General features: G+C 68.0%; 22 protein-coding genes and 1 tRNA gene (1 of these 23 running past the window's edge). 9 read left to right on the forward strand and 14 right to left on the reverse strand.

Going from position 1 to position 22,191, the window contains the following annotated elements; all coding sequences use genetic code 11:
• Positions 1 to 62 carry the final stretch of an NUDIX domain-containing protein gene (locus ACOYW6_RS12295; RefSeq protein ID WP_423141595.1) on the forward strand. Its footprint begins 418 nt before the window's first position, so 62 of the gene's 480 nt are visible here — the last part of the coding sequence; its start codon lies off the left edge, out of view; its stop codon occupies positions 60 to 62.
• Here ACOYW6_RS12295 and dinB read toward each other — a convergent pair.
• On the reverse strand, positions 19 to 1,146 hold the full coding sequence (gene dinB / locus ACOYW6_RS12300) for a DNA polymerase IV (protein ID WP_423141596.1): 1,128 nt from the start codon (positions 1,144 to 1,146) through the stop codon (positions 19 to 21). The genes ACOYW6_RS12295 and dinB overlap by 44 nt on opposite strands.
• A 76-nt stretch (positions 1,147 to 1,222) precedes the next feature.
• On the opposite strand from dinB, the gene ACOYW6_RS12305 reads away from it, so the two are divergent.
• Both ACOYW6_RS12305 and ACOYW6_RS12310 read left to right on the forward strand, forming a co-directional pair.
• A complete protein-coding gene (locus ACOYW6_RS12305; RefSeq protein ID WP_423141597.1) occupies positions 1,223 to 2,494 on the forward strand; it encodes a multidrug effflux MFS transporter in 1,272 nt (423 codons plus the stop codon).
• A gap of 104 nt (positions 2,495 to 2,598) precedes the next feature.
• Positions 2,599 to 3,492, forward strand: coding sequence for a c-type cytochrome (locus ACOYW6_RS12310; protein WP_423141598.1), 894 nt, complete (start codon positions 2,599 to 2,601; stop codon positions 3,490 to 3,492).
• A gap of 187 nt (positions 3,493 to 3,679) precedes the next feature.
• Here the strand turns inward: ACOYW6_RS12310 and ACOYW6_RS12315 are convergent, their stop codons facing one another.
• Positions 3,680 to 4,351 carry an RlmE family RNA methyltransferase gene (locus tag ACOYW6_RS12315; protein WP_423141599.1) on the reverse strand — a complete coding sequence of 224 codons (672 nt, stop codon included), beginning with the start codon at positions 4,349 to 4,351 and terminating at the stop codon, positions 3,680 to 3,682.
• The gene (locus ACOYW6_RS12320) at positions 4,348 to 5,538 is read right to left on the reverse strand and encodes a Ppx/GppA phosphatase family protein (RefSeq protein WP_423141600.1); all 1,191 of its coding nucleotides are present in this window, start codon (positions 5,536 to 5,538) and stop codon (positions 4,348 to 4,350) included. Before ACOYW6_RS12320 ends, ACOYW6_RS12315 begins: the two co-directional genes overlap by 4 nt.
• Positions 5,539 to 5,693: 155 nt before the next feature.
• Here ACOYW6_RS12320 and ACOYW6_RS12325 point away from each other — a divergent pair.
• Both ACOYW6_RS12325 and ACOYW6_RS12330 read left to right on the forward strand, forming a co-directional pair.
• Positions 5,694 to 5,767, forward strand: a tRNA-Gln gene (locus tag ACOYW6_RS12325).
• A 69-nt stretch (positions 5,768 to 5,836) separates the two neighbouring features.
• On the forward strand, positions 5,837 to 6,766 hold the full coding sequence (locus tag ACOYW6_RS12330; RefSeq protein WP_423141601.1) for an LOG family protein: 930 nt from the start codon (positions 5,837 to 5,839) through the stop codon (positions 6,764 to 6,766).
• Here the strand turns inward: ACOYW6_RS12330 and thiD are convergent.
• From thiD to glmM, 3 genes are read right to left on the reverse strand one after another with little or no spacing between them, the layout of a single operon-like run.
• A complete protein-coding gene (gene thiD, locus ACOYW6_RS12335) occupies positions 6,739 to 7,518 on the reverse strand; it encodes a bifunctional hydroxymethylpyrimidine kinase/phosphomethylpyrimidine kinase (RefSeq protein WP_423141602.1) in 780 nt (259 codons plus the stop codon). The genes ACOYW6_RS12330 and thiD overlap by 28 nt on opposite strands.
• Positions 7,515 to 7,742, reverse strand: coding sequence for a DUF1272 domain-containing protein (locus ACOYW6_RS12340; RefSeq protein WP_423141603.1), 228 nt, complete (start codon positions 7,740 to 7,742; stop codon positions 7,515 to 7,517). The genes thiD and ACOYW6_RS12340 overlap by 4 nt, the downstream gene beginning before the upstream one ends.
• On the reverse strand, positions 7,739 to 9,079 hold the full coding sequence (gene glmM / locus ACOYW6_RS12345) for a phosphoglucosamine mutase (protein ID WP_423141604.1): 1,341 nt from the start codon (positions 9,077 to 9,079) through the stop codon (positions 7,739 to 7,741). The genes ACOYW6_RS12340 and glmM overlap by 4 nt, the downstream gene beginning before the upstream one ends.
• 118 nt (positions 9,080 to 9,197) lie before the next feature.
• Here glmM and ACOYW6_RS12350 point away from each other — a divergent pair, with 118 nt between their 5' ends.
• Together ACOYW6_RS12350 and ACOYW6_RS12355 are read left to right on the forward strand one after the other, a co-directional pair.
• Positions 9,198 to 10,466, forward strand: a complete 1,269-nt coding sequence (locus tag ACOYW6_RS12350; protein ID WP_423141605.1) for a dicarboxylate/amino acid:cation symporter — start codon at positions 9,198 to 9,200, stop codon at positions 10,464 to 10,466.
• A gap of 67 nt (positions 10,467 to 10,533) precedes the next feature.
• Positions 10,534 to 11,148 (forward strand): superoxide dismutase, encoded by a 615-nt coding sequence (locus ACOYW6_RS12355; RefSeq protein ID WP_423141606.1) that lies wholly within the window; start codon positions 10,534 to 10,536, stop codon positions 11,146 to 11,148.
• Between the two features lie 17 nt (positions 11,149 to 11,165).
• Here the strand turns inward: ACOYW6_RS12355 and ACOYW6_RS12360 are convergent, their stop codons facing one another.
• Together ACOYW6_RS12360 and ACOYW6_RS12365 are read right to left on the reverse strand one after the other, a co-directional pair.
• Complete coding sequence (locus ACOYW6_RS12360) at positions 11,166 to 12,335, reverse strand: AI-2E family transporter (RefSeq protein WP_423143127.1); 1,170 nt, start codon at positions 12,333 to 12,335, stop codon at positions 11,166 to 11,168.
• A 79-nt stretch (positions 12,336 to 12,414) separates the two neighbouring features.
• Positions 12,415 to 13,572 (reverse strand): N-acetyltransferase, encoded by a 1,158-nt coding sequence (locus ACOYW6_RS12365; RefSeq protein WP_423141607.1) that lies wholly within the window; start codon positions 13,570 to 13,572, stop codon positions 12,415 to 12,417.
• Positions 13,573 to 13,668: 96 nt separating this feature from the next.
• On the opposite strand from ACOYW6_RS12365, the gene ACOYW6_RS12370 reads away from it, so the two are divergent.
• Positions 13,669 to 14,763, forward strand: coding sequence for a fatty acid desaturase family protein (locus tag ACOYW6_RS12370; protein WP_423141608.1), 1,095 nt, complete (start codon positions 13,669 to 13,671; stop codon positions 14,761 to 14,763).
• 12 nt (positions 14,764 to 14,775) lie between these two features.
• Here ACOYW6_RS12370 and ACOYW6_RS12375 read toward each other — a convergent pair whose 3' ends face one another.
• The 6 genes from ACOYW6_RS12375 to ACOYW6_RS12400 form a co-directional block, all read right to left on the reverse strand.
• Positions 14,776 to 15,090, reverse strand: a complete 315-nt coding sequence (locus ACOYW6_RS12375; RefSeq protein ID WP_423141609.1) for a hypothetical protein — start codon at positions 15,088 to 15,090, stop codon at positions 14,776 to 14,778.
• 72 nt (positions 15,091 to 15,162) lie between these two features.
• Positions 15,163 to 16,260 carry an LPS export ABC transporter permease LptG gene (gene lptG / locus ACOYW6_RS12380; protein ID WP_423143128.1) on the reverse strand — a complete coding sequence of 366 codons (1,098 nt, stop codon included), beginning with the start codon at positions 16,258 to 16,260 and terminating at the stop codon, positions 15,163 to 15,165.
• A gap of 13 nt (positions 16,261 to 16,273) precedes the next feature.
• Positions 16,274 to 17,437, reverse strand: coding sequence for an LptF/LptG family permease (locus ACOYW6_RS12385; RefSeq protein WP_423143129.1), 1,164 nt, complete (start codon positions 17,435 to 17,437; stop codon positions 16,274 to 16,276).
• Between the two features lie 148 nt (positions 17,438 to 17,585).
• Entirely contained in the window at positions 17,586 to 17,963 is a 378-nt protein-coding gene (gene clpS, locus ACOYW6_RS12390; protein ID WP_423141610.1) for an ATP-dependent Clp protease adapter ClpS, read from the reverse strand.
• 175 nt (positions 17,964 to 18,138) lie between these two features.
• Complete coding sequence (locus ACOYW6_RS12395) at positions 18,139 to 18,858, reverse strand: phasin family protein (protein WP_423141611.1); 720 nt, start codon at positions 18,856 to 18,858, stop codon at positions 18,139 to 18,141.
• A gap of 125 nt (positions 18,859 to 18,983) precedes the next feature.
• A complete protein-coding gene (locus tag ACOYW6_RS12400; protein ID WP_423143130.1) occupies positions 18,984 to 20,837 on the reverse strand; it encodes a PHA/PHB synthase family protein in 1,854 nt (617 codons plus the stop codon).
• A gap of 124 nt (positions 20,838 to 20,961) precedes the next feature.
• On the opposite strand from ACOYW6_RS12400, the gene ACOYW6_RS12405 reads away from it, so the two are divergent.
• Entirely contained in the window at positions 20,962 to 22,161 is a 1,200-nt protein-coding gene (locus ACOYW6_RS12405; RefSeq protein WP_423141612.1) for an LL-diaminopimelate aminotransferase, read from the forward strand.
• The last annotated feature ends 30 nt before the right edge of the window (positions 22,162 to 22,191 follow it).

Genomic DNA, 22,191 nt, shown 5'->3' on the forward strand with positions numbered 1-22,191 from the left:
CCGCAGTGCCCGGCTGGGTCAGAACAGCGGCAGCTGCGTTTCCCCCACCGCTCGAGGCGTAGCGCCGGCATCCTCGTCGTCCTCCTCGAGCGCCGACAATGTCAGCCCCATCAGCCGGATCGGCTGCGCCAGTGGCAGGACATCGCCAAGCAGCAGGTGCGAAACGGCCGCGAACTCGGCCCGGGTCGCGATTGGCCGGGCCGCCGAGCGCGCGCGGGTCAGCAAGCTGAAATCCGCGTGCTTGACCTTCAGGGTCACGGTGCGGCCGGACGCCTCGCTGCGCTCGATCCGCTCCCAGGTCAGCGCGATGATTCGCTCCAGCGTCTCGCGCAGCGCGCTGCCTGATGAAACGTCGTGATCGAATGTCCGCTCGGCACCAACCGATTTGCGCGCTCGGTGCGCCTGGACCCGGCGCAAGTCGATACCGCGCGCAGCTCGGAACAGGTAATCGGCCTGGCTGCCGAAGTGCCGACGCAGGAAATCGATGTCGCGCGCCGCCAGGTCGGCGCCGGTCCGGATGCCAAGCACGGCCAGCCGTTCGGCCCCGCGCGGGCCGACGCCATGGAAACGCGATACCGCCAGCCCCGCGACATAGGCTGCTCCTTCGCCCGGCCGGATGACGCACAGGCCGTCGGGCTTGTTCTCGTCGCTCGCCAGCTTGGCGAGGAACTTGTTGTAGCTGACCCCGGCGCTCGCGGTCAGGCCGGTTTCAGCCTTGATGCGAGTGCGGATCAGTTCGGCGATGCGGGTTGCCGATCCAATCCCCTTCACATCATCGGTGACGTCGAGAAACGCCTCGTCGAGGCTGAGCGGCTCGACGTGCGGGGTGTAATCCTCGAAGATCGCGCGGATTTGCTGCGAAATTGCCTTGTAGACCGCGAAGCGCGGCTTGCGGAACACAAGGGCGGGGCACAGCCGCCTGGCCCGGGCCGAGGCCATCGCCGACCGCACGCCGTAACGCCGCGCTTCGTAGCTTGCCGCGGCGACCACGCCGCGGTCGGACGATCCGCCCACCGCCACCGGCAGCCCGCGCAGGGCGGGCTCGTCGCGCTGTTCGACGCTGGCGTAAAAGGCATCCATGTCGACATGGATGACCTTGCGCAGGCCGCCGTCATCGGACTCGCCGTCAGGATCGCCAGTGCTCATCGCTGCAAGCCTAGCTTGCCCCGGCCGTGGCAAAAAGGGCTGGCCAGCGATGCTGCAGCGCGGCATGACGCAGGCCATGTCCGCAACGACCGCGCCTCGATCCCCCCAGTTCAAGCTGGGCGAGGGCGAATTCGTCTTCATGATGGCGATGTCGATGGCGCTGCAGGCGCTCGCCATCGACGCGATGCTGCCGGCGTTGGGTGCAATCGCCAGCGACCTGGGCGTTGCCGACCCCAACCGCCGGCAGCTTATCGTCGGGGCGTTCCTGGTGGCCGCGGGGGTTTCCTCGCTGGTCCCGGGTTCGTTGGCCGACCGGTTCGGGCGGCGCCCGGTGCTGTTCGGCGGCCTGTTCTTCTACGCACTGTTCGCGATCGGATGCGCGATGGCGAAAAGCTTCGACCAGCTGCTGACGATGCGCGTGCTTCAGGCGGTGGGTAGCTCGGCACTGACCGTGCTGCCTGCCGCGATCGTGCGCGACCGCTTCGTCGGTGACCGGATGGCGCGGGCGATGTCGACCGTGGCGGTCGTGTTCATGATCGTGCCGATGCTGGCGCCCAGCTTTGGCCAGTTCGTCATGCTGTTCGCGGGCTGGCGGTGGATCTTCGGCGGCATGGCGGTGATGGCCGCGGTACTGTTCGCGTGGGCATGGCTGCGCCTGCCCGAAACGCTTCATCCCGATTTTCGCCAGGCGATCGAGCCGGGACGAATCGCGCGCAACATGGTGCTGTCGGCGCGCAACCGCGCTTCGATCGGCTACGTCATCGGATCCTCGATGGTGATGGCCGGGCTGTTCGGCTATATCAACAGCGCGCAGCAGCTGGTGGCGGAGCACTTCGGAGCCGGGCACTGGTTCCCGTTGTTGTTCGCGATCAGCGCCGGTTCGATGGCGCTGGCGAACTTCACCAATTCGCGCATCGTCGAACGCTTCGGCGCCCGCCGCGTCAGCCACGCGGCGCTGCTGACCTTCATCGCGATATCGAGCGTTCAGGTCTGGCAGGCGGCGCGCGGGGGCGAAACGTTGCTCCAGTTCATGCCGCTGATGACCCTCAACATGATGCTGGTCGGCTTCATCGGCGCCAACTTCGGATCGATCGCGATGCAGCCGTTTGCCGAGATCGCCGGCGCGGCCGCGTCGTTCCAGGCGTTTACCCGCATGGTCATCGGCGCGGTCCTGGGCGCGCTGATCGGCCAGGCCTTCGACGGCACGGCCCTGCCGCTGGCGCTGGCACTGCTGAGCGGCGGCATCGTGTCGCTGATACTGGTGCTCTACAGCGAACGCGGCAAGCTGTTCCGGCGCCTCAACCAGCGCGGGACCACGCGCGATCCGGGGATGCCGTCGGCGCACTAGGCAGGCGTCCGGGCCCTCTTGCGCTCGGCTTGGTGCGCCACTAGAGCGGCCCGCAACTGGGCGCCGCGCGCCTTTTTCTTGAGCCAGGGCCAACGGGGATACCGATGCAGGATCGTTTCAACACCACTGCCGGCTGGGTGCTGTTTTCCGGCATCGTCGCGCTGGGTCTGGCCAGCTTTTCGGGCAAGGTCTTCCACGCCAACAAGGCTGAGCGGCCCGAGAAGATGGGTTACGAGATCGCCGGCGTCGTCCATTCGGGCGGCGAAGGCGCGGCTGCCGCCGAGCCGTTCGAGGCGCTGCTCGCCAAGGGCGATGTCGCCAAGGGCGAAGCGACCTTCAAGAAGTGCCAGAGCTGCCACACCGCGAACCAGGGCGGCGCCAACGGCATCGGCCCGAACCTGTTCGGCATCGTCGGCGACAAGAAGGCCGAAGGCCGCGGCGGATTCGCGTTCTCCGATGCGCTCAAGTCCAAGGGCGGCACTTGGGACTGGGCCAGCTTGAACGAGTGGCTGACCAACCCCAAGGCTTATGCCCCGGGCACCAAGATGAGCTTCGCCGGCCTTCCTGACGGGCAGGAACGCGCCAACGTGATGCTGTACCTGAACTCGCTCGGCTCCAACCTGCCGCTGCCGGCGGTTCCGGCCGCCGCCGCCGCGCCTGCCGGTGCCGCGGGAACGCCAGTCGCCGCCGCCGATCCGGCCAAGGGGGAACAGTCGTTCAAGAAGTGCCAGTCCTGCCACACCATCAACCAGGGCGGCGCCAACGGTATCGGCCCGAACCTGTTCGCCATCGCCGGCGACAAGAAGGCCGAGGGCCGCGGCGGGTTCGCGTTCTCCGATGCGCTCAAGGCCAAGGGCGGGGTGTGGGACGATGCCAGCCTCGATGCCTGGCTGACCAACCCGCGCGCCTTCGCGCCGGGCACCAAGATGAGCTTTGCCGGCCTGTCCGACGCGCAGGAGCGCGCCAACGTGATCGCCTACATCAAGTCGCAGAAGTAAGGCGCAAGTCGGCACTGCAGGCGGCCGCTGGCGGCACGCCGGACCAAGCGCAAACCTCACTCGGGCTCGCGAAGGTTTCGCTACCCTCGGCTGCGCCGCGGCGTAGGCGATCGGCGGCACTGCGCCGCGATTTTCAAGCGAGGCCGGGTCAAGCTGCGACCGCATCGCCGCGACTGCCCCGTCCGGCTCAGGTCGCAGCGGTGGCCTTGAACCCCTGCGCGATCACGTACCACTCGCTGCTGCCCTTGCGGCTGGCGGGAGGCTTGGCGTGCTTGACGGTCTTGAAGTTCCGTTTCAGCAGCCCGAGCAATTCGGCATCGGTTCCGCCGGCGAAGACCTTGGCCACGAATGCGCCGCCCGGGGCCAGCGTCTCGACCGCGAAGTAGGCGGCGGCTTCCACCAGGCCCATCGTGCGCAAGTGATCGGTCTGCTTGTGGCCAACGGTATTGGCCGCCATGTCGGACAGGACAAGGTCGGGCGGGCCGCCCAGCGCACCTTCCAGCGCGGCGGGGGCGTCCTCGGCCATGAAGTCCATTTCGAAGATCGTCACGCCCTCGATCGCGTCGGTCGGCAACAGGTCGATGCCGACGACCTGCGCCTTGGGCGCGCGGGCGCGGACGATCTGGCTCCACCCGCCCGGCGCGATGCCAAGGTCGACCACGCGGCGCGCACCCTTGAGGATCGCGAAGCGGTCGTCGAGCTCTGCCAGCTTGTAGGCGGCGCGGCTGCGATAACCGTCCGCCTTGGCCTGCCTGACGTAAGGATCGTTGATCTGGCGCGTCAGCCAGCGCGCCGAACTGGCGGTGCGGCCGCGCCCCGTCTTGAGCCGCTCGCCCGGATTGCGTCCCGAGCGGCTCATGCGCGCCTCCCTCTAACGGCGGCGCGGCCCCGCTCGCCCGCCTCGCCCGCAGCGATCAGGCCGCGAAGGATGCCCTCGCGGATGCCCCGATCGGCAATGCCAAGCCGCTCCGCCGGCCACAGCGCGAAGATCGTGTCGAGGATGGCGCAGCCGGCCACCACCAGGTCACTGCGCTCCTTGCCGATGCAGGCCAGCTCCCAGCGGTCGCTCAGCGACATGCCGGCAATCCGCTCGGTGATCGCCTGCATCGCCGCGGTCGGCATGACCAGCCCGTCGACCGCCGAACGGTCGTACTGCGGCAGCCCCAGGTGCACGCTGGCAAGCGTGGTGACGGTGCCGCTGGTCCCCAGCAGGCGCAGGCCGGCGGACGAAGCGCGCGCGGGTCCCAGACTGTCGGCAAACGCGGCCAGGCTGTCCCCCACGGTGCGGCGCATCAGGGCATAGCGTTCGGCGCGGCCGGCGGGGTCTTCAGGCTCCGCTCCGCACGTCTCGGTCAGCGAGACGACGCCCCAGGGAATGGATTTCCACGCCTGGATGCGCGGCACCCCGGCCTGGCCCGAATCGACCAGCACCAGCTCGGTCGATCCGCCGCCGATGTCGAAGATCACCGCCGGGCCGTCACCGGGCTCAAGCAGGAGGTGACAGCCGAGCACGGCCAGCCGCGCTTCCTCTTCGGCGCTGATGATGTCGAGCGCGATGCCGGTTTCGCGGCGGACCCGCTCGATGAAGGCGGGACCGTTGACCGCGCGGCGGCACGCCTCGGTGGCGACCGAGCGTGCCAGCGTGACGTTGCGGCGGCGCAGCTTGTCGGCGCAGACCTGCAGCGCGCCCAGCGCCCGGTCCATCGCCGCGTCGGACAGGCGGCCGTGCTGGGCCAGCCCTTCGCCAAGGCGGACGACGCGGCTGAACGCATCGATGACAACGAAGTGCTCGCCCGACGGGCGGGCGATCAGCAGCCGGCAGTTATTGGTGCCCAGGTCGATCGCGGCGTAGGCCTGCCGGTGCATCGGCGCCTCGCGTCCGGTCGCGGCGCTGCCCTGCGAAGACCCGCTGTGGGTTCGGGGGCCGGTCTGGCGCGAGGGGCGGTTGGGGCCGGAATCGCCGGCTGGCCGTTGGCGTTTCGCCGGCGGGCCTTTGTGCTCCATCACCGCCTTGCTGGCGCGGGCCGGCGGATCGATTTCCGCCATGGCAAGGTACTCGTTTTCATTCTTCCTCCCGCCCGGGCGGCGGGGACCTGCAGCTATCGTAGCGCCGCGGTCACCCGGCGGCAAGCGCCGCGCCCGCAAAGCCCATCGCACCGCTTGACGGACCCTTTGCCCCCCTCTAGAGGCCCAGCCCTTGTTGCCCTGTCGTCTAATGGTAAGACTACGGACTCTGACTCCGTCAATCGAGGTTCGAATCCTCGCGGGGCATCCACTTCATCGCTCAGCGCCGCCCTGCCAGGGATTGCCCGCCGACGCGGAACAGGAAGGATATCGCCGCGCCATGACCCGCAAGAACCCTGCCGCGCCCGACCGCGCGCCGCTGCCCGAGCCGGTCGAGGGCGATCGCGAGTTGACGCGCGGCAAGTTCCACCACGCGCACCAGGACGCCGCCTTTGCCGAGGCGACGGCCCCGTGCACGCCGCAGACGCAGGATCCGTCCTACCGCCTGGCTTACCGCGACACCGACTTCCTGCTGCGCGAAGAGCTGCGCCCGGTGCGCTTCCAGCTCGAGCTGCTGAAGTGCGAGATGCTGCTCGACGAAGCGCAGATCGGCTCTACCCTGGTGTGCTACGGCTCCGCCCGCATCCCGTCGCCCGACATGGCCGAGGCCGCCCGCGCCACCGCCACGACCGAGCGCCGCAAGGCCGTGGTCGAGCGGCTGATTGCCAACGGCAAGTACTATGACGAGGCGCGCCGGCTCGCGCGCATCGCCAGTGAGGCGGCGATCGTCGAGAAGGGCATGCGCCAGTTCGTGATCTGCTCGGGCGGGGGGCCGTCGATCATGGAAGCGGCCAACCGCGGCGCGACCGATGCCGGCGCGGAATCGATCGGGCTCAACATCGTGCTTCCGCACGAGCAGGCGCCGAACGCGTATGTCACGCCGCACTTGTCGTTCCAGTTCCACTATTTCGCGCTGCGCAAGATGCACTTCCTGCTGCGCGCCCGCGCGGTAGCCGTGTTCCCCGGCGGCTTCGGCACGCTGGACGAGTTCATGGAACTGCTGACGCTGATCCAGACCGGCAAGATGAAACCGATCCCGATCCTGCTGTTCGGCAAGGAGTTCTGGAGCCGCGTGATCAACTTCGAGGCCCTGGCCGAGGAAGGCGTGATCAATTACGAGGACCTTGACCTGTTCCGCTGGGTCGAGACCGCGGACGAGGCCTGGGGCCACATCAGCAACTTCTACGAACTGGGCAAGCCCAAAGCCTGATCGCGTACGGCGGCATGGCCCAGCGGGCCGTTGCCGCCGCCCAGGCCAGGTGCGGCCGCCAACGCCGCGCGCACGAAAGCCCGGGCCCGCTCGATCGCATCGGCCAGTGGCAAACCGCCGCCCAGACCGGTCGCGATCGCGCTCGCCAGGGTGCAGCCCGTGCCGTGCGTGTGGAGCGTATGCACCCTCGCTGCCGACCAGGACCGCGGCCCCTGGCCAGGGACGTGCAAGGTATCGGTGACAGTCGCGCCGGCAGCGTCTCCGCCCTTCGCCAGCCAGGCGATACCGCGCGCATCGAGCGCCGCCGCGCCGCCAAGGGCGTCCCGCTCCGCGACGTTGGGCGTGGTCAGCGTGGCAAGGGCCATCAGCCGTTCGAACCCTGCGATCGTGGCAGCATCGGCCAGCACCCCGCCGCTGGTTGCGACCATGACCGGGTCAAACACGATCGGCACCCGCACCGCCTCCAGCCGGTCTGCTACCAACGCGGCGACGTCTGCCGATCCCAGCATCCCGATCTTAATCGCGTCGGCGCCGATGTCGGCCAGGCAGGCGTCGATCTGCGCCGCGACCATGGCCGGGCTCGCCGGCTCGACCGCGTGGACGCCGCGGGTATCCTGGGCGGTAAGCGCGGTGATGGCGGTCATCGCGTAGCCGCCCAGCATCGTGATCGTCTTGATGTCGGCCTGGATGCCCGCGCCGCCGCCGCTGTCCGACCCGGCGATGACGAGGATGCGCGGCGGCGCCGCGTTCATCCCTGGAACTGCCGCTTGGCGGAAGGCGGATGGTCGGCGTGGAACTTGCGCGCCCGCGTCGGCCGGTCGACCAGCTCGCCGCCGCAGGTCATGCAGACGTCGTCGAGCGCCTCGGCACAGGCGGCGCAGTAGGTGCATTCGAAGCTGCAGATGAAGGCGCCGGGCGCCTCGGCCGGCAGGTCGGCGCCGCAGCGCTTGCAGTCGGGACGCATGGCCAGGCTCATGCCGCTGCCTCCGCCACGGCCGCGCAGATCCCGGCGACCGCATCCTCGACCTCGGCGGCGTCGTCGCCCTCGGCCATGACGCGGATCACCGGCTCGGTGCCGGACGGACGGATCACCAGCCGGCCCCGCCCGCCGAACGCCTTTTCCGCGGCCGCGATGCGCGCCTTAACCCGCTCATCCTCCAGCGGTTTCCCCCCGGCAAAGCGGACATTGCGCAGCAATTGCGGGACGGGATCGAACAAGTGCAGCAAGTCGGAAGCCTTTCGGCCTGACTGGACCAGCGCCGCCAGCACCTGCAGTGCCGCCACGGTGCCGTCGCCGGTGGTGGCATGGTCGAGCAGGATCATGTGGCCGGATTGCTCGCCGCCGACGTTGCAGCCGCGCGCGCGCATCGCCTCCAGCACGTGGCGATCACCCACCGCGGTGCGAAGCAGGTCGATGCCCTGGCCCTTGAGGAACCGCTCGAGGCCGAGGTTCGACATCACCGTTGCCACCACGCCGCCGCCCCTGAGCCGGCCCTCGCTGGCCCAGCGGCTGCCGATCAGCGCCATGATCTGGTCGCCGTCGACGGTGGCGCCGGTTTCATCGACGACGATCAGCCGGTCGGCGTCGCCGTCGAGCGCGATGCCGATGTCCGCGCCGCTGGCGACCACGGTTTCCTTGACCAGGTTGAGCGAGGTTGAGCCGCACTTGTCGTTGATGTTGCGGCCGTTGGGCGCGACGCCGACCGCGATCACTTCGGCGCCGAGCTCCCAGATGGCCGACGGGGCGACGTTGTAGGCAGCGCCGTTGGCGCAATCGACGACGATCTTCAGTCCGTCCAGCCGGACCAGGTCGGGCAGGCTCGACTTGACCGCATGGATGTAGCGGCCGGCGGCATCGTCGATGCGGCGGGCGCGGCCGATCTTGTCCGCGGGTGCCAGCGCGGCCTCGCTTTCGATCCCGGCCTCGATCGCGGCTTCGTCGGCGTCGGACAGCTTGAAGCCGTCGGGGCCGAACAGCTTGATGCCGTTGTCCTCGTACGGGTTGTGGCTGGCGGAGATCATCACGCCGACGTCGGCACGCAGTTCGCGCGTCAGCAGCGCGATCGCCGGGGTGGGGAGCGGCCCGGTCAGGACCACGTCCATGCCGACGCTGGTGAAGCCGGCGACCAGAGCGTTTTCAAGCATGTAGCCCGACAGGCGCGTGTCCTTGCCGATCACCACGCGGTGCTGGTGACTGCCCCGCAGGAAGTGCCGGCCGGCGGCCTGCCCGACCGCCAGCGCGGTCTGCGCGGTCATCGCACCGCTGTTGGTCAGGCCGCGAATGCCGTCGGTGCCGAAATAGCGCTTGCCCATGATGGTGCGGGGTTCCTTCAGTTCAACCGGATCAAAGCGGCCTTTGCCATGCCGCGGCGACCCGTTAATGGCATCACAATGCCGGGTCAGCCAGCCGGTTTCCCGCAAAGGAGCAACGATGCCGCACAGCGAACCGCAGGCCCTGTCCCTTCCCGATGTGCGCGTGCCCGCGAAATGGACCCTGGGCGGGTTGGCGGCGGGGCTGCTTCTGGGCCTGGTCCTGGCACGCGATGGCGGTGCGCCGGGAATCGTGGCGGCGGCGGACTGGCTGGGCGGCCTGTGGCTGCGCGGCCTGCAGATGACGATCGTTCCGCTGGTGGTGGCGCTGCTGGTGATGGGCATCGTACGCACGGTGGCGGCGGCCTCGGCCGGGCGGATGGCGGCCTATTCGGTGGGCCAGTTCATCGCCGTGCTTGCTTCGGGCACGATCTTTGCCGCCTTCGCGATGCCGGCGCTGCTGCGGATATTTCCGGTCCCGGCCAGCGCCGCGGCGGCCCTGTCGGGCGGAGCGATGGGCGGACCGCCTCCCGCGGTGCCGGGACTGCTCGATTTCCTCACCGCGCTGGTGCCGACCAACGTGATCGCGGCCGCCAGCGACAGCGCGATCCTGCCGCTGATCGTATTCTTCGCGCTCTTCGCGCTGGCGATTACCCGGCTGCCTCTGGAGCCGCGCCTGCAGCTGTCGTCGCTGTTCGAGGCGATTGCCGGCGCGATGATGGTGATGATCGGCTGGGTGCTCAAGCTGGCGCCGATCGGCGTATTCGCATTGGCGCTGGCGGTCGCGGCGAAAAGCGGCACCGCCGCGATCGGCGCGCTCGCGCACTATATCGCGCTTGTCGCCTCGATCGGCCTAGTGGTCATGGCGGCGGGTTATGGCCTGGCGCGCTTTGGCGGCGGCATCCCGTTGGGACGTTTCGCACGGGCGATGCTGCCTGCCCAGGCGGTGGCGCTGTCGACCCAGTCCTCGCTCGCCAGCGTCCCGGCGATGCTGGGCGCTTGCAACCGGCTGGGCCTGCGCCAGACCAGCGGCGAATTCGTGCTGCCGCTGGCCGTAGCGGTGTTCCGCGCGACCGGCCCGGCGATGAATTTGGCGGTGGCGATCTACGTCGGCCATCTGGCCGGCGTGGCGATGACCCCGCCCGTGATCGCCGCGGGCGTCGTGGTCGCGCTGCTGACCACACTGGGGGCGCCGTCGCTACCCGGCGCGATCAGCTTCGTGTCCTCGATCGGGCCGATCGCGCTGGCCATGGGCGTGCCGCTGGGGCCATTGGCGCTGCTGGTGGCGGTGGAAGTCCTGCCCGACATCGTCCGCACGGTCGGCAACGTCACGCTGGACGTGGCGGTGACCGCCACGGTCGACCGCCGCGCGGCGACGGATCGAGGCTGAATGTCCGCAACCGCGCGCCTTGCGGCGCGTTGAAACTGCAAACCCCAAAACAACTGGAGAACCGACGATGGCGATTACCCTGATGCCGCTGCCTTATGCGGAAGACGCGCTGGCCCCCCACATCTCGGCGGACACGCTGGCCGTGCACCACGGCAAGCACCACAAGACCTATGTCGACAAGACCAACGCCGCGATCGAGGGTACCGATCTTGCCGACAAGTCTCTGGAAGAGATCGTCAAGGCCAGCCGCGGCAAGCCCGCGCTGTTCAACAACGCCGCGCAGGTATGGAATCACGGTTTCTACTGGATGAGCATGACGCCCGGCGGCAGCAAGCCGTCCGGCGACCTGGCCGCCGCGATCGACAGCTATGGCGGTTTGGACAAGGTGGCCAAGGACATGGCCGACAAGGGCGCCAACCACTTCGCCTCGGGCTGGGTCTGGCTGGTTGCCGACGGCGGCACGCTGAGCGTGGAGGACACGCACGACGCCGAAACGCTGGGTGACCTGGGCGCCGACAGCGCCAAGACCCCGCTGCTGGTCGTCGACGTGTGGGAGCACGCCTATTACCTCGACCGCAAGAACGTGCGGCCCGACTATCTGAAGGCCGTGCTCGAAAACCTGCTTAACTGGGATTTCGCCGCCCAGCAGCTGGGCGGGACGCGCTGGACCTACCCGGCCTGAGCGATCTCGGGCGCTGGCTAGGCCGGCTTGGGCGCCTGGATAAGGCTATCTTCCTCGGGCTCATCGTCCATGACGAGGGGCTCGGGGAAGAGCGGTTCTCCGAACAGGAAGCCGATGATGTTGGGCTTGCCCAGGTGCTCGATCAGCGCCGCCACGGTCAGCAGGATCGGCACCGATAGCAGCGCGCCGATAACCCCCCAGATCCACGTCCAGTAGCTGATCGACAGCAGGATCCACACCGGGCTGACGGTAAACCGCACCCCCAGGATCGACGGGGTGACGATGTTCGATTCCACCGCGTGCAGCGACAGGTAGGCTGCCGCCGGCGCCAGCGCCGGCAGCAGCGCGTTTTCGTTGGCGAGGCCGAACACACCCAGCACCGCCACCATCGTCAGCGGCCCGACGTAAGGCAGGAAGTTCAGCACGAAGGCGATGCCGCCCCACATGATCGGCGCCTCGAACCCGAACGCCCAGGCGCCCAGTGCGGCGATGATGCCGACGCAGAAGTTGATGGCCGCGACCGTCAGGATATAACCCGCGACCCGGTCCTGGACCTGGCGCAGAACCCGCGCAGCCTTCAGGCTGGCCCCGAACGACGCGCGTTCCAGCAGCAGCCGCCGCCGCATCCGGGTGCGCGATTCCAGCATAAAGAACGTCATCAGCAGGGTGAAGAACACCTCGAGCACCACCGACGGCGTCGCCACCGCGACCTGCTCGACCACGGTGGGCTGGGCAATCACGACCTCGCGCTGCTGGGCATGGCCGGTAGCCTTGGCCAACTGGCCGCCGACATCGTTGATCCACGAGAACTTGCTGCGCAGGCTGGTGATCTCGGTGCTAATCTTGGCCAGCATCTGCGGCACCTTGTCGAACGTGGCGATCGCCGGCTGCAGGATCAGCAGCACCACCGCGATCAGGAACCCCAGGAACAGGACCAGCGCGATGAACGACGCCAGGGTGTTGGGAACGCCCCAGCTGGCCAGCCTGTCGGCCAGCGGGGACAGCACGATCGACAGGATCAGCGCGGTCACCAGCGGCAGGAACACCACCGATCCCTGCGACAGCACGAACGGCAGCGCGAGGAACAGCCCGATTCCCAGGATCACCACCAGCGCGGAAACCAGGCGGATTTCCTGGGCATCCATGGCAGCCGGGGTCTCGTTCTCGATGGCGTCGTCGGGCAGCATCGACACGGCACGTCTCCCGGCGCTGGAACGGGCGCCACCGCTATCCTAGGCCGCGCCGGACGCGCAATTCAAGCCGTGCCTACAACGCCTTGGCGTAGATGTCGTACTGCTTGTTGACGCGGCTATCGATCGCGGTGGCGATGGCGTTCATGCCCTGGTTGTCATCCAGGATCCAGCCGATCTCGCCGCGCACCGCGCCGTACTTGCGGACTGCGTCCTTGCGGATCGAATCGATCAGCATGAAGGCCAGCTGGCTGGCCAGGCGCGAGGCCTGCAGTGGCTTGCGCACGCCCATCAAGGGCACCCGCATCGTCGCGCGGGTGGGATGGCGCAGCCACCACAGCAGCTTGATGAAGCCCAACGGGAACAGCTTGCCGCCGATCTCCTTGATCGGCTTGTTGAGGTCGGGCAGCGTCATCATGAAAGCCACGGGCTCGCCGTCCAGTTCGGCGATGCGGATCAGGTCCGGCTTGACCAGCGGCTTGAGCTTTTTGCCGGTGTAGGCGACTTCGCTGTCGGTAATCGGCACGAAGCCCCAGTTGCCCGACCAGGCATCGTTGAGGATGTCGAGGATGAGCGCGGCTTCCTTGTCGAAGTTCTTCAGCACGACGTCGCGGATGCGGATGCGGGGGTTCTTCTCGCCCGAGGCGATGATCCGCGCGATCAGCGGCGGAAACGGCTTCGTGACATCTAGATCGTAAGTGTAGAGCGACTTGACCGTCTCGTAACCCTGCGCCTTGACCCAGCCTTCGTACTGCGGCGCCTGATGCCCCATCATGACGGTGGGCGGGTGATCGTGGCCCTTCACCAGCAGGCCCGGTTCCTCCCACACCGACAGGGTCATCGGCGCGAGCACGCGGGTCATCCCCTGGCCGCGCAGCCAGTCTTCGGCGGCGGCGATCAGCGCTGCGGCAACCGCCTCGTCCTCGGCCTCGAGCGCGCCCCAGTTGCCGGTACCCGGGCCCATGCCCTGCTCGGGCGGCTGGGTCAGCGCGAGTTCATCGATATGCGCCGATATCCGGCCCACCACCTGGCTGCCCCGGCGGGCGAGGAAATACTGGTGGCGGGCGTGTTCGAAGAACGGGTTCTTGCCCGGCGTGAACATCTCCTCGTTCTCGCCGCGCAGCGGCGGGACCCAGTTGGGATCGCCGGCATTGAGGCGGTAATGGATGTCGATGAAGGCTTTGAAGCCGGCCTTGTCCGTAACCGGAGTGATTTCTATGTCGGACGCCGCCATGCTCTTGCCCTTATCCGCTGGTATCGCGCCTCTCCACACGGCGGCGCGCGCGGCTTGTCAACCGCGCAGCGCTGCCACCGCCAAAATCGAGCTGTCATGATTGTTGATCTCCACCCGGCCGTCGTGGCCGACGCCGCGCCCGTCCCGGCCAACCAGTTTTCCGGTTCGATCCCCGACGACAAGGCGATGCTGCGCGCCGCGGCCGAACTGACGCGCGACATTTCCGCCGCGCGCGCCGCCATCTACTGGCCCGACATGCTGGTCTCCGCGCTGGTCGGCTATGCGGCGATGGCGGGTGCGATCCTGGCCGCACCGCTGTGGCTGAAACTGTCCTGCGGGGTGCTTTCGGCACTGGCGCTGTACCGGGCGCTGCTGTTCATCCACGAGCTGACGCACATCCACCGCGATGCCTTGCCGGGCTTTCGTCTCGGCTGGAACCTGCTGGTCGGAGTGCCGCTGCTGACCCCGTCGTTCATGTATGAGAACGTCCATACGCTGCACCATGCGCGCACGCGCTACGGCACCGCCGACGATCCCGAATACCTGCCGCTGGCGCTGATGAAGCCGTGGTCGCTGCCGATGTTCATCGTCGTCTCGCTGCTGCTGCCGATCGGCCTACTGCTGCGCGCGGCGGTGCTGGTGCCGCTTGGCCTCGTCATCCCGGCGATCCGCACGCTGACGTGGGAACGTGCCTCGGCGCTCGCGATCAACCCGGCCTTCCGCCGCCGCCCGGCCGAAGGCGCGTTTCGGCGCCAGGTGCTGTGGCAGGAGGCCGGCGTCTGGGCGTGGTCCTGGCTGCTGATTACCGCCGCGATCCTGTGGGACTGGCGCCCGCTGGCGATCGGTCTTGCCATCGTCTCGGCCACGGCGCTGCTCAACCAGCTTCGCACGCTGGTCGCGCACTTGTGGCAGAACGAGGGCGAGCCGATGACGGTGACCGCGCAGTACCTCGATTCTGTCAACGTGCCGCCGCCAGGACTGATCGCCGAGCTGTGGGCCCCGGTCGGCCTGCGCTATCACGCGCTACACCACCTGCTGCCGTCGATGCCGTACCACTCGCTGCCCGAGGCGCATCGCCGCCTCTCGCGCCACGAAGGCGCGCTGCAGACCTATCCGCAAGCGCATTACCGCGGCATGTTGCCGCTGGTCGGGCGCATCGCGCGCAGCACGATGGGTCGCCGCGGGGCCTGACCCCGCAACGGCTCAGTTGCTGGTGAACGTGACCGAGGGCGTCGGCCCGGTGGTGACCGATCCGTTGCGCGTATTCACGGTGGCGCCGTTGGGGCCAACCGTCGCGGTCACGCCGGGTGTGGCGGTTGCCGTGGCGGTGGTGGTCACCGTCGGAGCGGGGACGGTTGCGGTGGCGGTGGCGCCAGGGACCGTTTCGGTAGCGGTGGCGGTGGCGGTCGCATCCGCCATGGCGGAGCCGCTGGCTTCGGGGGTCGGGCTGTTGGAATTGCACGCCGCCAGCGCAAACAGGGGCGCGGCGACGGCCAGGGGCAGGGCAAAGACTTTCATGGTCCGGCTTCCTCGTGACGGGTTTCCCACCCGAGTCGACGAGCGAAGCGGCAATTGGTTCCTGACGCCGGGCTACTCCTCGGTGCGGATCAGCACCGTTTCGCCGATCAGGGCGAACAGCACGAACGGCGCCCAGGCCGCTACGATCGGCGGATAGGCGCCGAAATTTCCCATCGCCAGCGCGGCATTATCTACCACGAAATACGCAAAACCCAGCGCCATCCCGATCACCGCGCGGATCAGCACCTGGCCCGATCGTGCCAGCCCGAACGCGGCGACCGCGCCCAGCAACGGCATCAGCGCCGCCGACAGCGGTCCCGACAGCTTGTGCCACAACTTGCCCTCGAGCTCCGCCGTGCGGCGCCCCGCCGCCTTCATCGCGGCGATCGAGGCACGCAGCGTCATGAAATCCTCGCCATCGGCGTCGACCGCGCTGATCGCGACTTGAGCCGGGGTTACCCCGCGCGCGACCACTTCGGGGGCCAGCGGCGCGCGCTGGGCGGTGGCGACTGTGAAGCTGACCGGGGCGTCCAGCTTCCACCCCGGGTTCGCGAAGGTCGCGTGCGGGCTGCGGGTCTGGCGCACCACCATCGCGTTGGCGTCGCGCTCGAAATAGGTGACGTCGTCCATCACTGCACGGGCACCGGTGCCCGACAGGCGCGCGGCTGACAGGATGTTGTTGCCGTCGCGCAGGTAGACGTTGGTCCGGACTTGCGAGACCGGCGGTATCTTGGCGTAATCGACCGCCTGCCACGCCTTCAGCGAGGCGCTGGCGCGGGTCACGATCCGTTCGTTGAAGGCGAAGTTGACCAGCGCGATGGCGGCGGCCGTCAGCATCAGCGGTGCCAGGACCTGGTGCGCCGACATGCCCGCCGCCTTCATCGACACCACTTCGCTGTTCTGGTTCAGGGTGACCAGCGTCAGGATCGTCGCCAACAGGACCGAGTACGGCAGGAACCGCGCGATCAGCTGGGGCACGCGCATCGACACGTAGTGGAGCAGCTGGGCCTGGCCATTGCCGGGCACGGCCAGGATCTTGCCGCTTTCGCTCAGCAGGTCGAGCATCTGGAGGATCAGCACCAGCATCACCAGCACCGCTGCGATGCGGACGACGAAGAGCCGCGCCAGGTACTTGGTCAGTGCCGCGGAAGGGAAGAAGTCGAGCAACAAGCGGACGCGCTCCTCAGGCCGGTTGCGGCGCGGCGCGGCGCCGCCCGATGCGGCGCAGTGCACGGATGCGCTTGCCGATGTTGCCGGCGGCCCGCTCCAGCGCGCCGATCGCCTGGCCGCCGGGGACGTAGGCGACGCGGTAGTACATCCACACGATCAGCGCCGCGAAGAGCGCGAAGGGCAGCCACAGCGCCGCCCACGACGGCACCCGCCCCAGCGCCGCGACCGCCTGTCCGTACTCGTTGATCTTGTGATAGGCGACCACCATGATGATCGCCACGAAGACCCCGAGCGACGATGTCGATCGTTTGGGCGGGACCGCAAGCGCCACCGCCAGGAACGGCAGCAGCAGCATCATCACCACTTCGACCATGCGGTAGTTGAGGCTGGCCCGGGTCTCGTCCTTGAGCGCTTCGGGCGACGCCTTGTTCCAGCCCAGCTTGAGCAGTTCGGGCAGCACGTATTCGCGCTCCTTGCCGCCGCGCTGGCGGAATTTCTCGATCGCCGGCAGGTCGATCGGCAGGTCGTGGCGGGTGAAGCTTAGAACGCGCGGCGGATCGCCCGGCGCGTCCTGCAGGATCTGCCCGTCGTTAAGCCGCAGGATGATCGTGTTGGGACTGCCCTTGAGGGCAAGGAACTGGCCTTCGCGTGCCGAGATCGTCAGCACCTGCTTGCCGGCAACCACCCGGCCGAAGATTCCCTCCAGCCGACGGCCCTGGTCGTAGCTGCGCTCTATCCGCAGGGCCATCCGGTCCTTGAGGGTGGTGAATTCACCCACCTTGATCGACGCGCCGAGCGCGCCCGAGCGCAGTTCGAACTGCTGGGCCTCGTAATAATACATCGCCAGCGGCTGCAGGTAGCCGACGATCGCCAGGTTCACGCCGGCGAAGATGATGGTGAGGATGAACGGCACCCGCAGCAGCCGGGTGTACGAAAGCCCGACCGCGCGCATCGTGTCGAGCTCGCTCGAGGTGGCAAGCTTGCGGAAGGCCAGCAGGATTCCCATCAGCAGCGCCAGCGGTACCGCCAGGCTGGCGTATTCGGGCAGCAGGTTGGCCAGCAGGCGGAACACCACAGACACCGGTCCGCCCTCGGTCGCCACGAAGTCGAACAGCTTGAGCATCTTGTCGAGGATCAGCAGCGACGCGGCGATCACGAACACGCCCAGCATCGGCATCGCCGTCAGGCGGAAGATGTAGCGGTCGACCGCGGTCAGGAAGGGTTTTCCGGAAAAGGGCAAGAGCGGCTCGAATCGAACTTTCTGCTTGTGCCCTTAGACCGCCGTGATGGTCAGTCCAGAGCGCTCATGCCCGCGTGCCCGGCAGCTAGGCCTTTTCGAGCGTGCACTGCAAGGGATGCTGGTTCTGGTGCGCGAATTCCATCACCTGGTTCACCTTGGTTTCGGCGATCTCGTACGGAAAGATCCCGCACACCCCGACGCCCTTCTGGTGGACGTGAAGCATCACGCGGGTCGCCTGTTCCAGGTCCATGGCGAAGAACCGCTTGAGGACCATGACCACGAATTCCATCGGCGTGTAATCGTCGTTGAGCAGCAAGACCTTGAACTGGCTCGGCTTCTTGGGCCTGGCCCGGGTCTTGGTCGCGATCCCGACCTCGTCCGCCGGATCGCCGGGCAACCCGGTCTCGTCGTCCTGCGCCAGACGCGTGCGATCGGTCGCGGAAAGGTCGAAAGCGGAATGCATGGTGCTGAAATATCGTATCGGGGGCAGAATCGACAAGGGCATGATGCGATTTTGTCGCTATTTGGCCGCGCCGCGCGGCAGGTCGACGAAAAAGGCCGGCTGACACCGCGGTGTCAGCCGGCCTTTTCTGATCACGGCCGGCGGGGGAGAATATCCGCCGGCTGTGCGAACGGCGTCAGGCGGCCAGCTTGGCCTTTTCCATCGCCACGCTCATGCGCGTCGACAGCGGCGCGAACGCCTCGTTCGCCAGCTTGACCATCTCTTCCGAGTGCTTCGACCCGGCGGCGACGAAGGTGTCGAAGTTGCGGCGCATCAGTTCGCCCTGGAGCTTGAAGAAGTCGGCCGGCGACTTGACCGCGGCGAGCGCCTTGGCGTCTTCGGTCATCGTTTCGAACGCGCTCTTGCCCTCGTCGACATAGGACTTGCCCATGTCCTGCAGGCCCGAGGCGAGGATCTTGCCCGAGGTGACCATGGCTTCGACGTTGCCCTTGCCGAACTCGGTCATTTCGCCGGCCATTGCCGTGCTCTTTTCATAAGCGCTCTTCGCGCGGTCCTGCACGTCGGCAAGGACGGTCTTGATCTTGCCGGTGATGTTGTCGGCGGTGGTCTGGGTGGTGGCCATGAGAGGTTCCTTGGTCTTGATGGTGGGGGCGGGGCGCGTGGCCTTCGCCGCAGCGGGCTTGATAACGGTCTTGGACGGGGCGCGGGCCGGCTTGGCGGCCACGGGCTTCGCGGCGATCTTCGCCTTCGCTTTAGCCGGGGCCTTCGCCTTGGCGGGAAGCTTCGCCTGCGCGGGCAACGCCGCCTTTGTCGGCGCGGTCACCGGGGCGACCGCTGCTTCGCCGGCACTCGCGCCGGCCGTGTCGACTTCGATTGCAGGGCTGGCCTCGGCCATCGCTCAATCCTTCATGCAGCACGAGCAAACCGCTGCCCGCTTTTGTTGCACTGCACAAAATAGGCGCTGCAGGCGCGATGTCAACGCTATTTTGTGCAGTGCAGCAAAGCGGCGCCACGGGGCGCTCAGCGCGTCTTGACGTAATCGCCCGGTGCATCGCCCAGCACGCGGTCGCCCTTGCCGCCGGGCTTGCGCTTGCCGGTCGCGGCGACTTCTGCCGCGTCCAGCCCCCGCAGCCATTCAAGCCAGTAGGGCCACCAGCTGCCGGGATGTTCGGCCGCGCCATCGACGAAAGCCGCAAAGCTGTCGGCTTCGCTGTCGCCGGTCCAGTACTGGTACTTGTTCGCGGCCGGCGGGTTGACCACCCCGGCGATGTGGCCCGACCCTGCCAGCACGAAGGTTTGCGGTCCGCGCAAATGGCGGGTCATGCGCCAGACGCTTTCGGCCGGGGCGATATGGTCTTCGCGCCCGGCCTGGATGAACGCGGGGGTCTCGATCCGGGTCAGGTCGATCGGCGTGCCGTCCGCTTCGAGCGCGTCTGGGACCACCAGCTTGTTGTCGCGGTATAGGTCGCGCAGGTAGGCGCGGTGCCAGGCTGCCGGCAGGTTGGTGGTGTCGCCGTTCCAGTGCAGCAGGTCGAATGCCGGGTAGTCCTCACCCAGCAGGTAGTTGTTGACGACGTAGTTCCAGATCAGGTCGTTGCCGCGCAAGAGGTTGAACGTCAGCGCCAGATAGCGCCCGTCGATCACGCCCTCGCTGCCCAGCTTGTCGATCATCGCCAGCTGGCTGTCGTCGATGAACACCTTGAGCTCGCCGGCGCGTTCGAAATCGACCTGCGCGGTGAAGAACGTGGCCGAGCGAACCTTGTCCGCCTCGCCGCGCCGGGCCAGGATCGCCAGCGTCGCCGCCAGCGTGGTGCCGGCCACGCAATAGCCGATAGTGTGGACCGCGGGCACGTCCAGTCGCGCGCGCACGACGTCGATCGCGTCCATCTGGGCGCGGATGTAATCGTCCCAGATCACCGCGCCCATCGCCGGGTCGGCCGATTTCCAGCTCACCACGAAGACGGTGATGCCCTGGTCGACCGCCCAGCGGATGAAGCTTTTCTTCGGGGTGAGGTCGAGGATGTAGAACCGGTTGATCCACGGCGGGAAGATAACCAGCGGCACCGCCAGCACCGCTTCGGTCGCGGGACTGTACTGGATCAGCTCGTAAAGGTCGGTGCGGTGGACGACCTTGCCCGGCGTCGCGGCCAGGTTTTCACCCAGTGTAAAGGCGCCTTCGGCCACGTGGCTGAGCTGGCCCTGGCGCAAGTCCGCGGTCAGGTGGCCAAGCCCGCGCACCAGGCTTTCGCCGCGGGTCTCGACGATGCGCTCCAGCACGACCGGGTTGAGCAGCGGGAAGTTTGCCGGGTTCAGCGCCTCGACCAGCGTGCGGGTGGCAAAGCGCAGCTGTTCGCGCCGCGCCGGATCCATGCCGTTCTGGATGCCGCCCTCGGTGCCGCCGGCCATGGCATCGCCGTGGTCGGCCATCGCCAGCGCCTGCTCCGCCAGCATCAGGTACGTCTGGTGCACCAGCGCAAAGAACGGGTTTTCGCGCCAGCGCGGGTCGGCAAAGCGACGATCCTGACGCGGCAGTCGCGGTGCCTCGCCCGCTTCGGCGGCACGCGGTCCGATGCCGTACTGGCCCAGCACGCCTTCCCACAGCGCCAGCCCGTCCTCCCACAGCTTGCGCGTGGCATCGGGTGCCAGCAGCGGGTGGCCTGCAGTCCAGCTCTGCGCCAGCGCCAGCCACTGCGCGGGGTCGAACAGCCCGCCCAGGCCGGTCGCCGCCTTGGCGGCCCGCTCCTGCTGGAAGTCCAGCCACAGCGCCTGCAGCTTTGCCGCCGACTCCTGCCAGCGGGCCAGGTCCTCGGGCGAGGCGGCGGCCATCATCGGGGTCAATAGCGCGGAGAACGGGTCGGTCGGGGTCTCGGCCATCGGTTCGTCGCGCTCCTGTGTCGCGGCCACCCTAGCCTCCGAAACGGCATTTGCCAGCATGGAACAATCGCGTAGGGTTTGCCCGCGGCGCCGCTGCCGCCACCATCTTTCAAAAGCCGAGGTCATGGAAGACGAGTTCTACCGCATCAAGCGCCTGCCGCCTTATGTCATCGCCGAAGTCAACGGCATGCGGGCCGCGGCACGCGCGGCCGGACGCGACATCATCGACCTTGGCATGGGCAACCCGGACTTGCCGCCGCCCGCGCACGTGATCGACAAGCTGTGCGAGGTTGCGCACAAGCCCGACGCGCACGGTTATTCCGCGTCCGCCGGGATCCCGGGGATCCGCAAGGCGCAGGCGAATTATTACGGACGCCGCTTCGGCGTCGAGGTCGACCCAGCCACCGAAGTGGTCATGACGATGGGCAGCAAGGAAGGCCTCGCCAGCCTTGCCACCGCCATCACCGCGCCCGGCGACGTGGTGCTGGCGCCAAATCCCAGCTACCCGATCCATACGTTCGGCTTCATCATCGCCGGCGCCACGATCCGCAGCGTGCCGACGACCCCGGACGAGAATTACTTCCGTTCGCTGGAGCGGGCGATGGCCTTTACCGTTCCGCGCCCCTCGATCCTGGTGGTCAACTACCCCTCCAATCCGACCGCCGAAACGGTCGACCTTGCCTTCTACGAACGGCTGGTCGCCTGGGCCAAGGCCAACAAGGTCTGGATCATTTCCGACCTCGCCTATTCGGAGCTCTATTACGACGGCGTGCCGACCGCCTCGATCCTGCAGGTGCCCGGCGCCAAGGACATCGCGATCGAGTTCACATCGCTGAGCAAGACGTTCTCGATGGCCGGCTGGCGGGTCGGCTTCGCGGTCGGCAACGCGCGGCTGATCGCGGCGATGACGCGGGTAAAGTCGTACCTCGATTACGGCGCGTTCACACCTATCCAGGCGGCTGCCTGCGCGGCGCTCAACGGGCCGCAGGACATCGTCGAGAAGAACCGCCAGCTTTACCAGAAGCGCCGCGACGTGATGGTCGAGGCATTCGGCCGCGCCGGCTGGGACATTCCGAGCCCGCGCGCCTCGATGTTCGCCTGGGCGCCGCTGCCGCCGGCGCTGAAGGATATGGGCAGCCTGGAGTTTTCCAAGCAACTGCTTACCCACGCGGAAGTCGCGGTCGCACCCGGCGTCGGCTACGGCGAGGACGGCGAAGGCTTCGTGCGCATTGCCATGGTCGAGAACGAGCAGCGGCTGCGCCAGGCGGCGCGCAACATCAAGCGCTACCTCGCCTCGATGGGCGTCAACGCGACCGCCGCCTGACCGCGCGCCGGGCGCGGGTCAGGCCAAATT

The organism is Parablastomonas sp. CN1-191 (genome assembly GCF_049354825.1).
In the GTDB taxonomy this organism is placed as follows: domain Bacteria; phylum Pseudomonadota; class Alphaproteobacteria; order Sphingomonadales; family Sphingomonadaceae; genus Novosphingobium.

Bases quoted from the DNA above. Each gene is read 5' to 3' on its own strand.
- clpS (WP_423141610.1), bottom strand. From the start codon at position 17,963: ATGCATTCCGCTTTCGACCTTTCCGCGACCGATCGCACGCGTCTGGCG.
- ACOYW6_RS12320 (WP_423141600.1), bottom strand. From the start codon at position 5,538: ATGGCGGAAATCGATCCGCCGGCCCGCGCCAGCAAGGCGGTGATGGAG.
- ACOYW6_RS12315 (WP_423141599.1), bottom strand. From the start codon at position 4,351: ATGAGCCGCTCGGGACGCAATCCGGGCGAGCGGCTCAAGACGGGGCGC.
- ACOYW6_RS12360 (WP_423143127.1), bottom strand. From the start codon at position 12,335: ATGCTGCCCGACGACGCCATCGAGAACGAGACCCCGGCTGCCATGGAT.
- ACOYW6_RS12355 (WP_423141606.1), top strand. From the start codon at position 10,534: ATGGCGATTACCCTGATGCCGCTGCCTTATGCGGAAGACGCGCTGGCC.
- ACOYW6_RS12385 (WP_423143129.1), bottom strand. From the start codon at position 17,437: ATGCCGATGCTGGGCGTGTTCGTGATCGCCGCGTCGCTGCTGATCCTC.
- ACOYW6_RS12305 (WP_423141597.1), top strand. From the start codon at position 1,223: ATGTCCGCAACGACCGCGCCTCGATCCCCCCAGTTCAAGCTGGGCGAG.
- ACOYW6_RS12375 (WP_423141609.1), bottom strand. From the start codon at position 15,090: ATGAAAGTCTTTGCCCTGCCCCTGGCCGTCGCCGCGCCCCTGTTTGCG.
- ACOYW6_RS12365 (WP_423141607.1), bottom strand. From the start codon at position 13,572: ATGGCGGCGTCCGACATAGAAATCACTCCGGTTACGGACAAGGCCGGC.
- ACOYW6_RS12400 (WP_423143130.1), bottom strand. From the start codon at position 20,837: ATGGCCGAGACCCCGACCGACCCGTTCTCCGCGCTATTGACCCCGATG.
- thiD (WP_423141602.1), bottom strand. From the start codon at position 7,518: ATGAACGCGGCGCCGCCGCGCATCCTCGTCATCGCCGGGTCGGACAGC.
- ACOYW6_RS12340 (WP_423141603.1), bottom strand. From the start codon at position 7,742: ATGAGCCTGGCCATGCGTCCCGACTGCAAGCGCTGCGGCGCCGACCTG.
- ACOYW6_RS12330 (WP_423141601.1), top strand. From the start codon at position 5,837: ATGACCCGCAAGAACCCTGCCGCGCCCGACCGCGCGCCGCTGCCCGAG.
- ACOYW6_RS12370 (WP_423141608.1), top strand. From the start codon at position 13,669: ATGATTGTTGATCTCCACCCGGCCGTCGTGGCCGACGCCGCGCCCGTC.
- dinB (WP_423141596.1), bottom strand. From the start codon at position 1,146: ATGAGCACTGGCGATCCTGACGGCGAGTCCGATGACGGCGGCCTGCGC.
- ACOYW6_RS12405 (WP_423141612.1), top strand. From the start codon at position 20,962: ATGGAAGACGAGTTCTACCGCATCAAGCGCCTGCCGCCTTATGTCATC.
- ACOYW6_RS12350 (WP_423141605.1), top strand. From the start codon at position 9,198: ATGCCGCACAGCGAACCGCAGGCCCTGTCCCTTCCCGATGTGCGCGTG.
- glmM (WP_423141604.1), bottom strand. From the start codon at position 9,079: ATGGGCAAGCGCTATTTCGGCACCGACGGCATTCGCGGCCTGACCAAC.
- ACOYW6_RS12395 (WP_423141611.1), bottom strand. From the start codon at position 18,858: ATGGCCGAGGCCAGCCCTGCAATCGAAGTCGACACGGCCGGCGCGAGT.
- ACOYW6_RS12310 (WP_423141598.1), top strand. From the start codon at position 2,599: ATGCAGGATCGTTTCAACACCACTGCCGGCTGGGTGCTGTTTTCCGGC.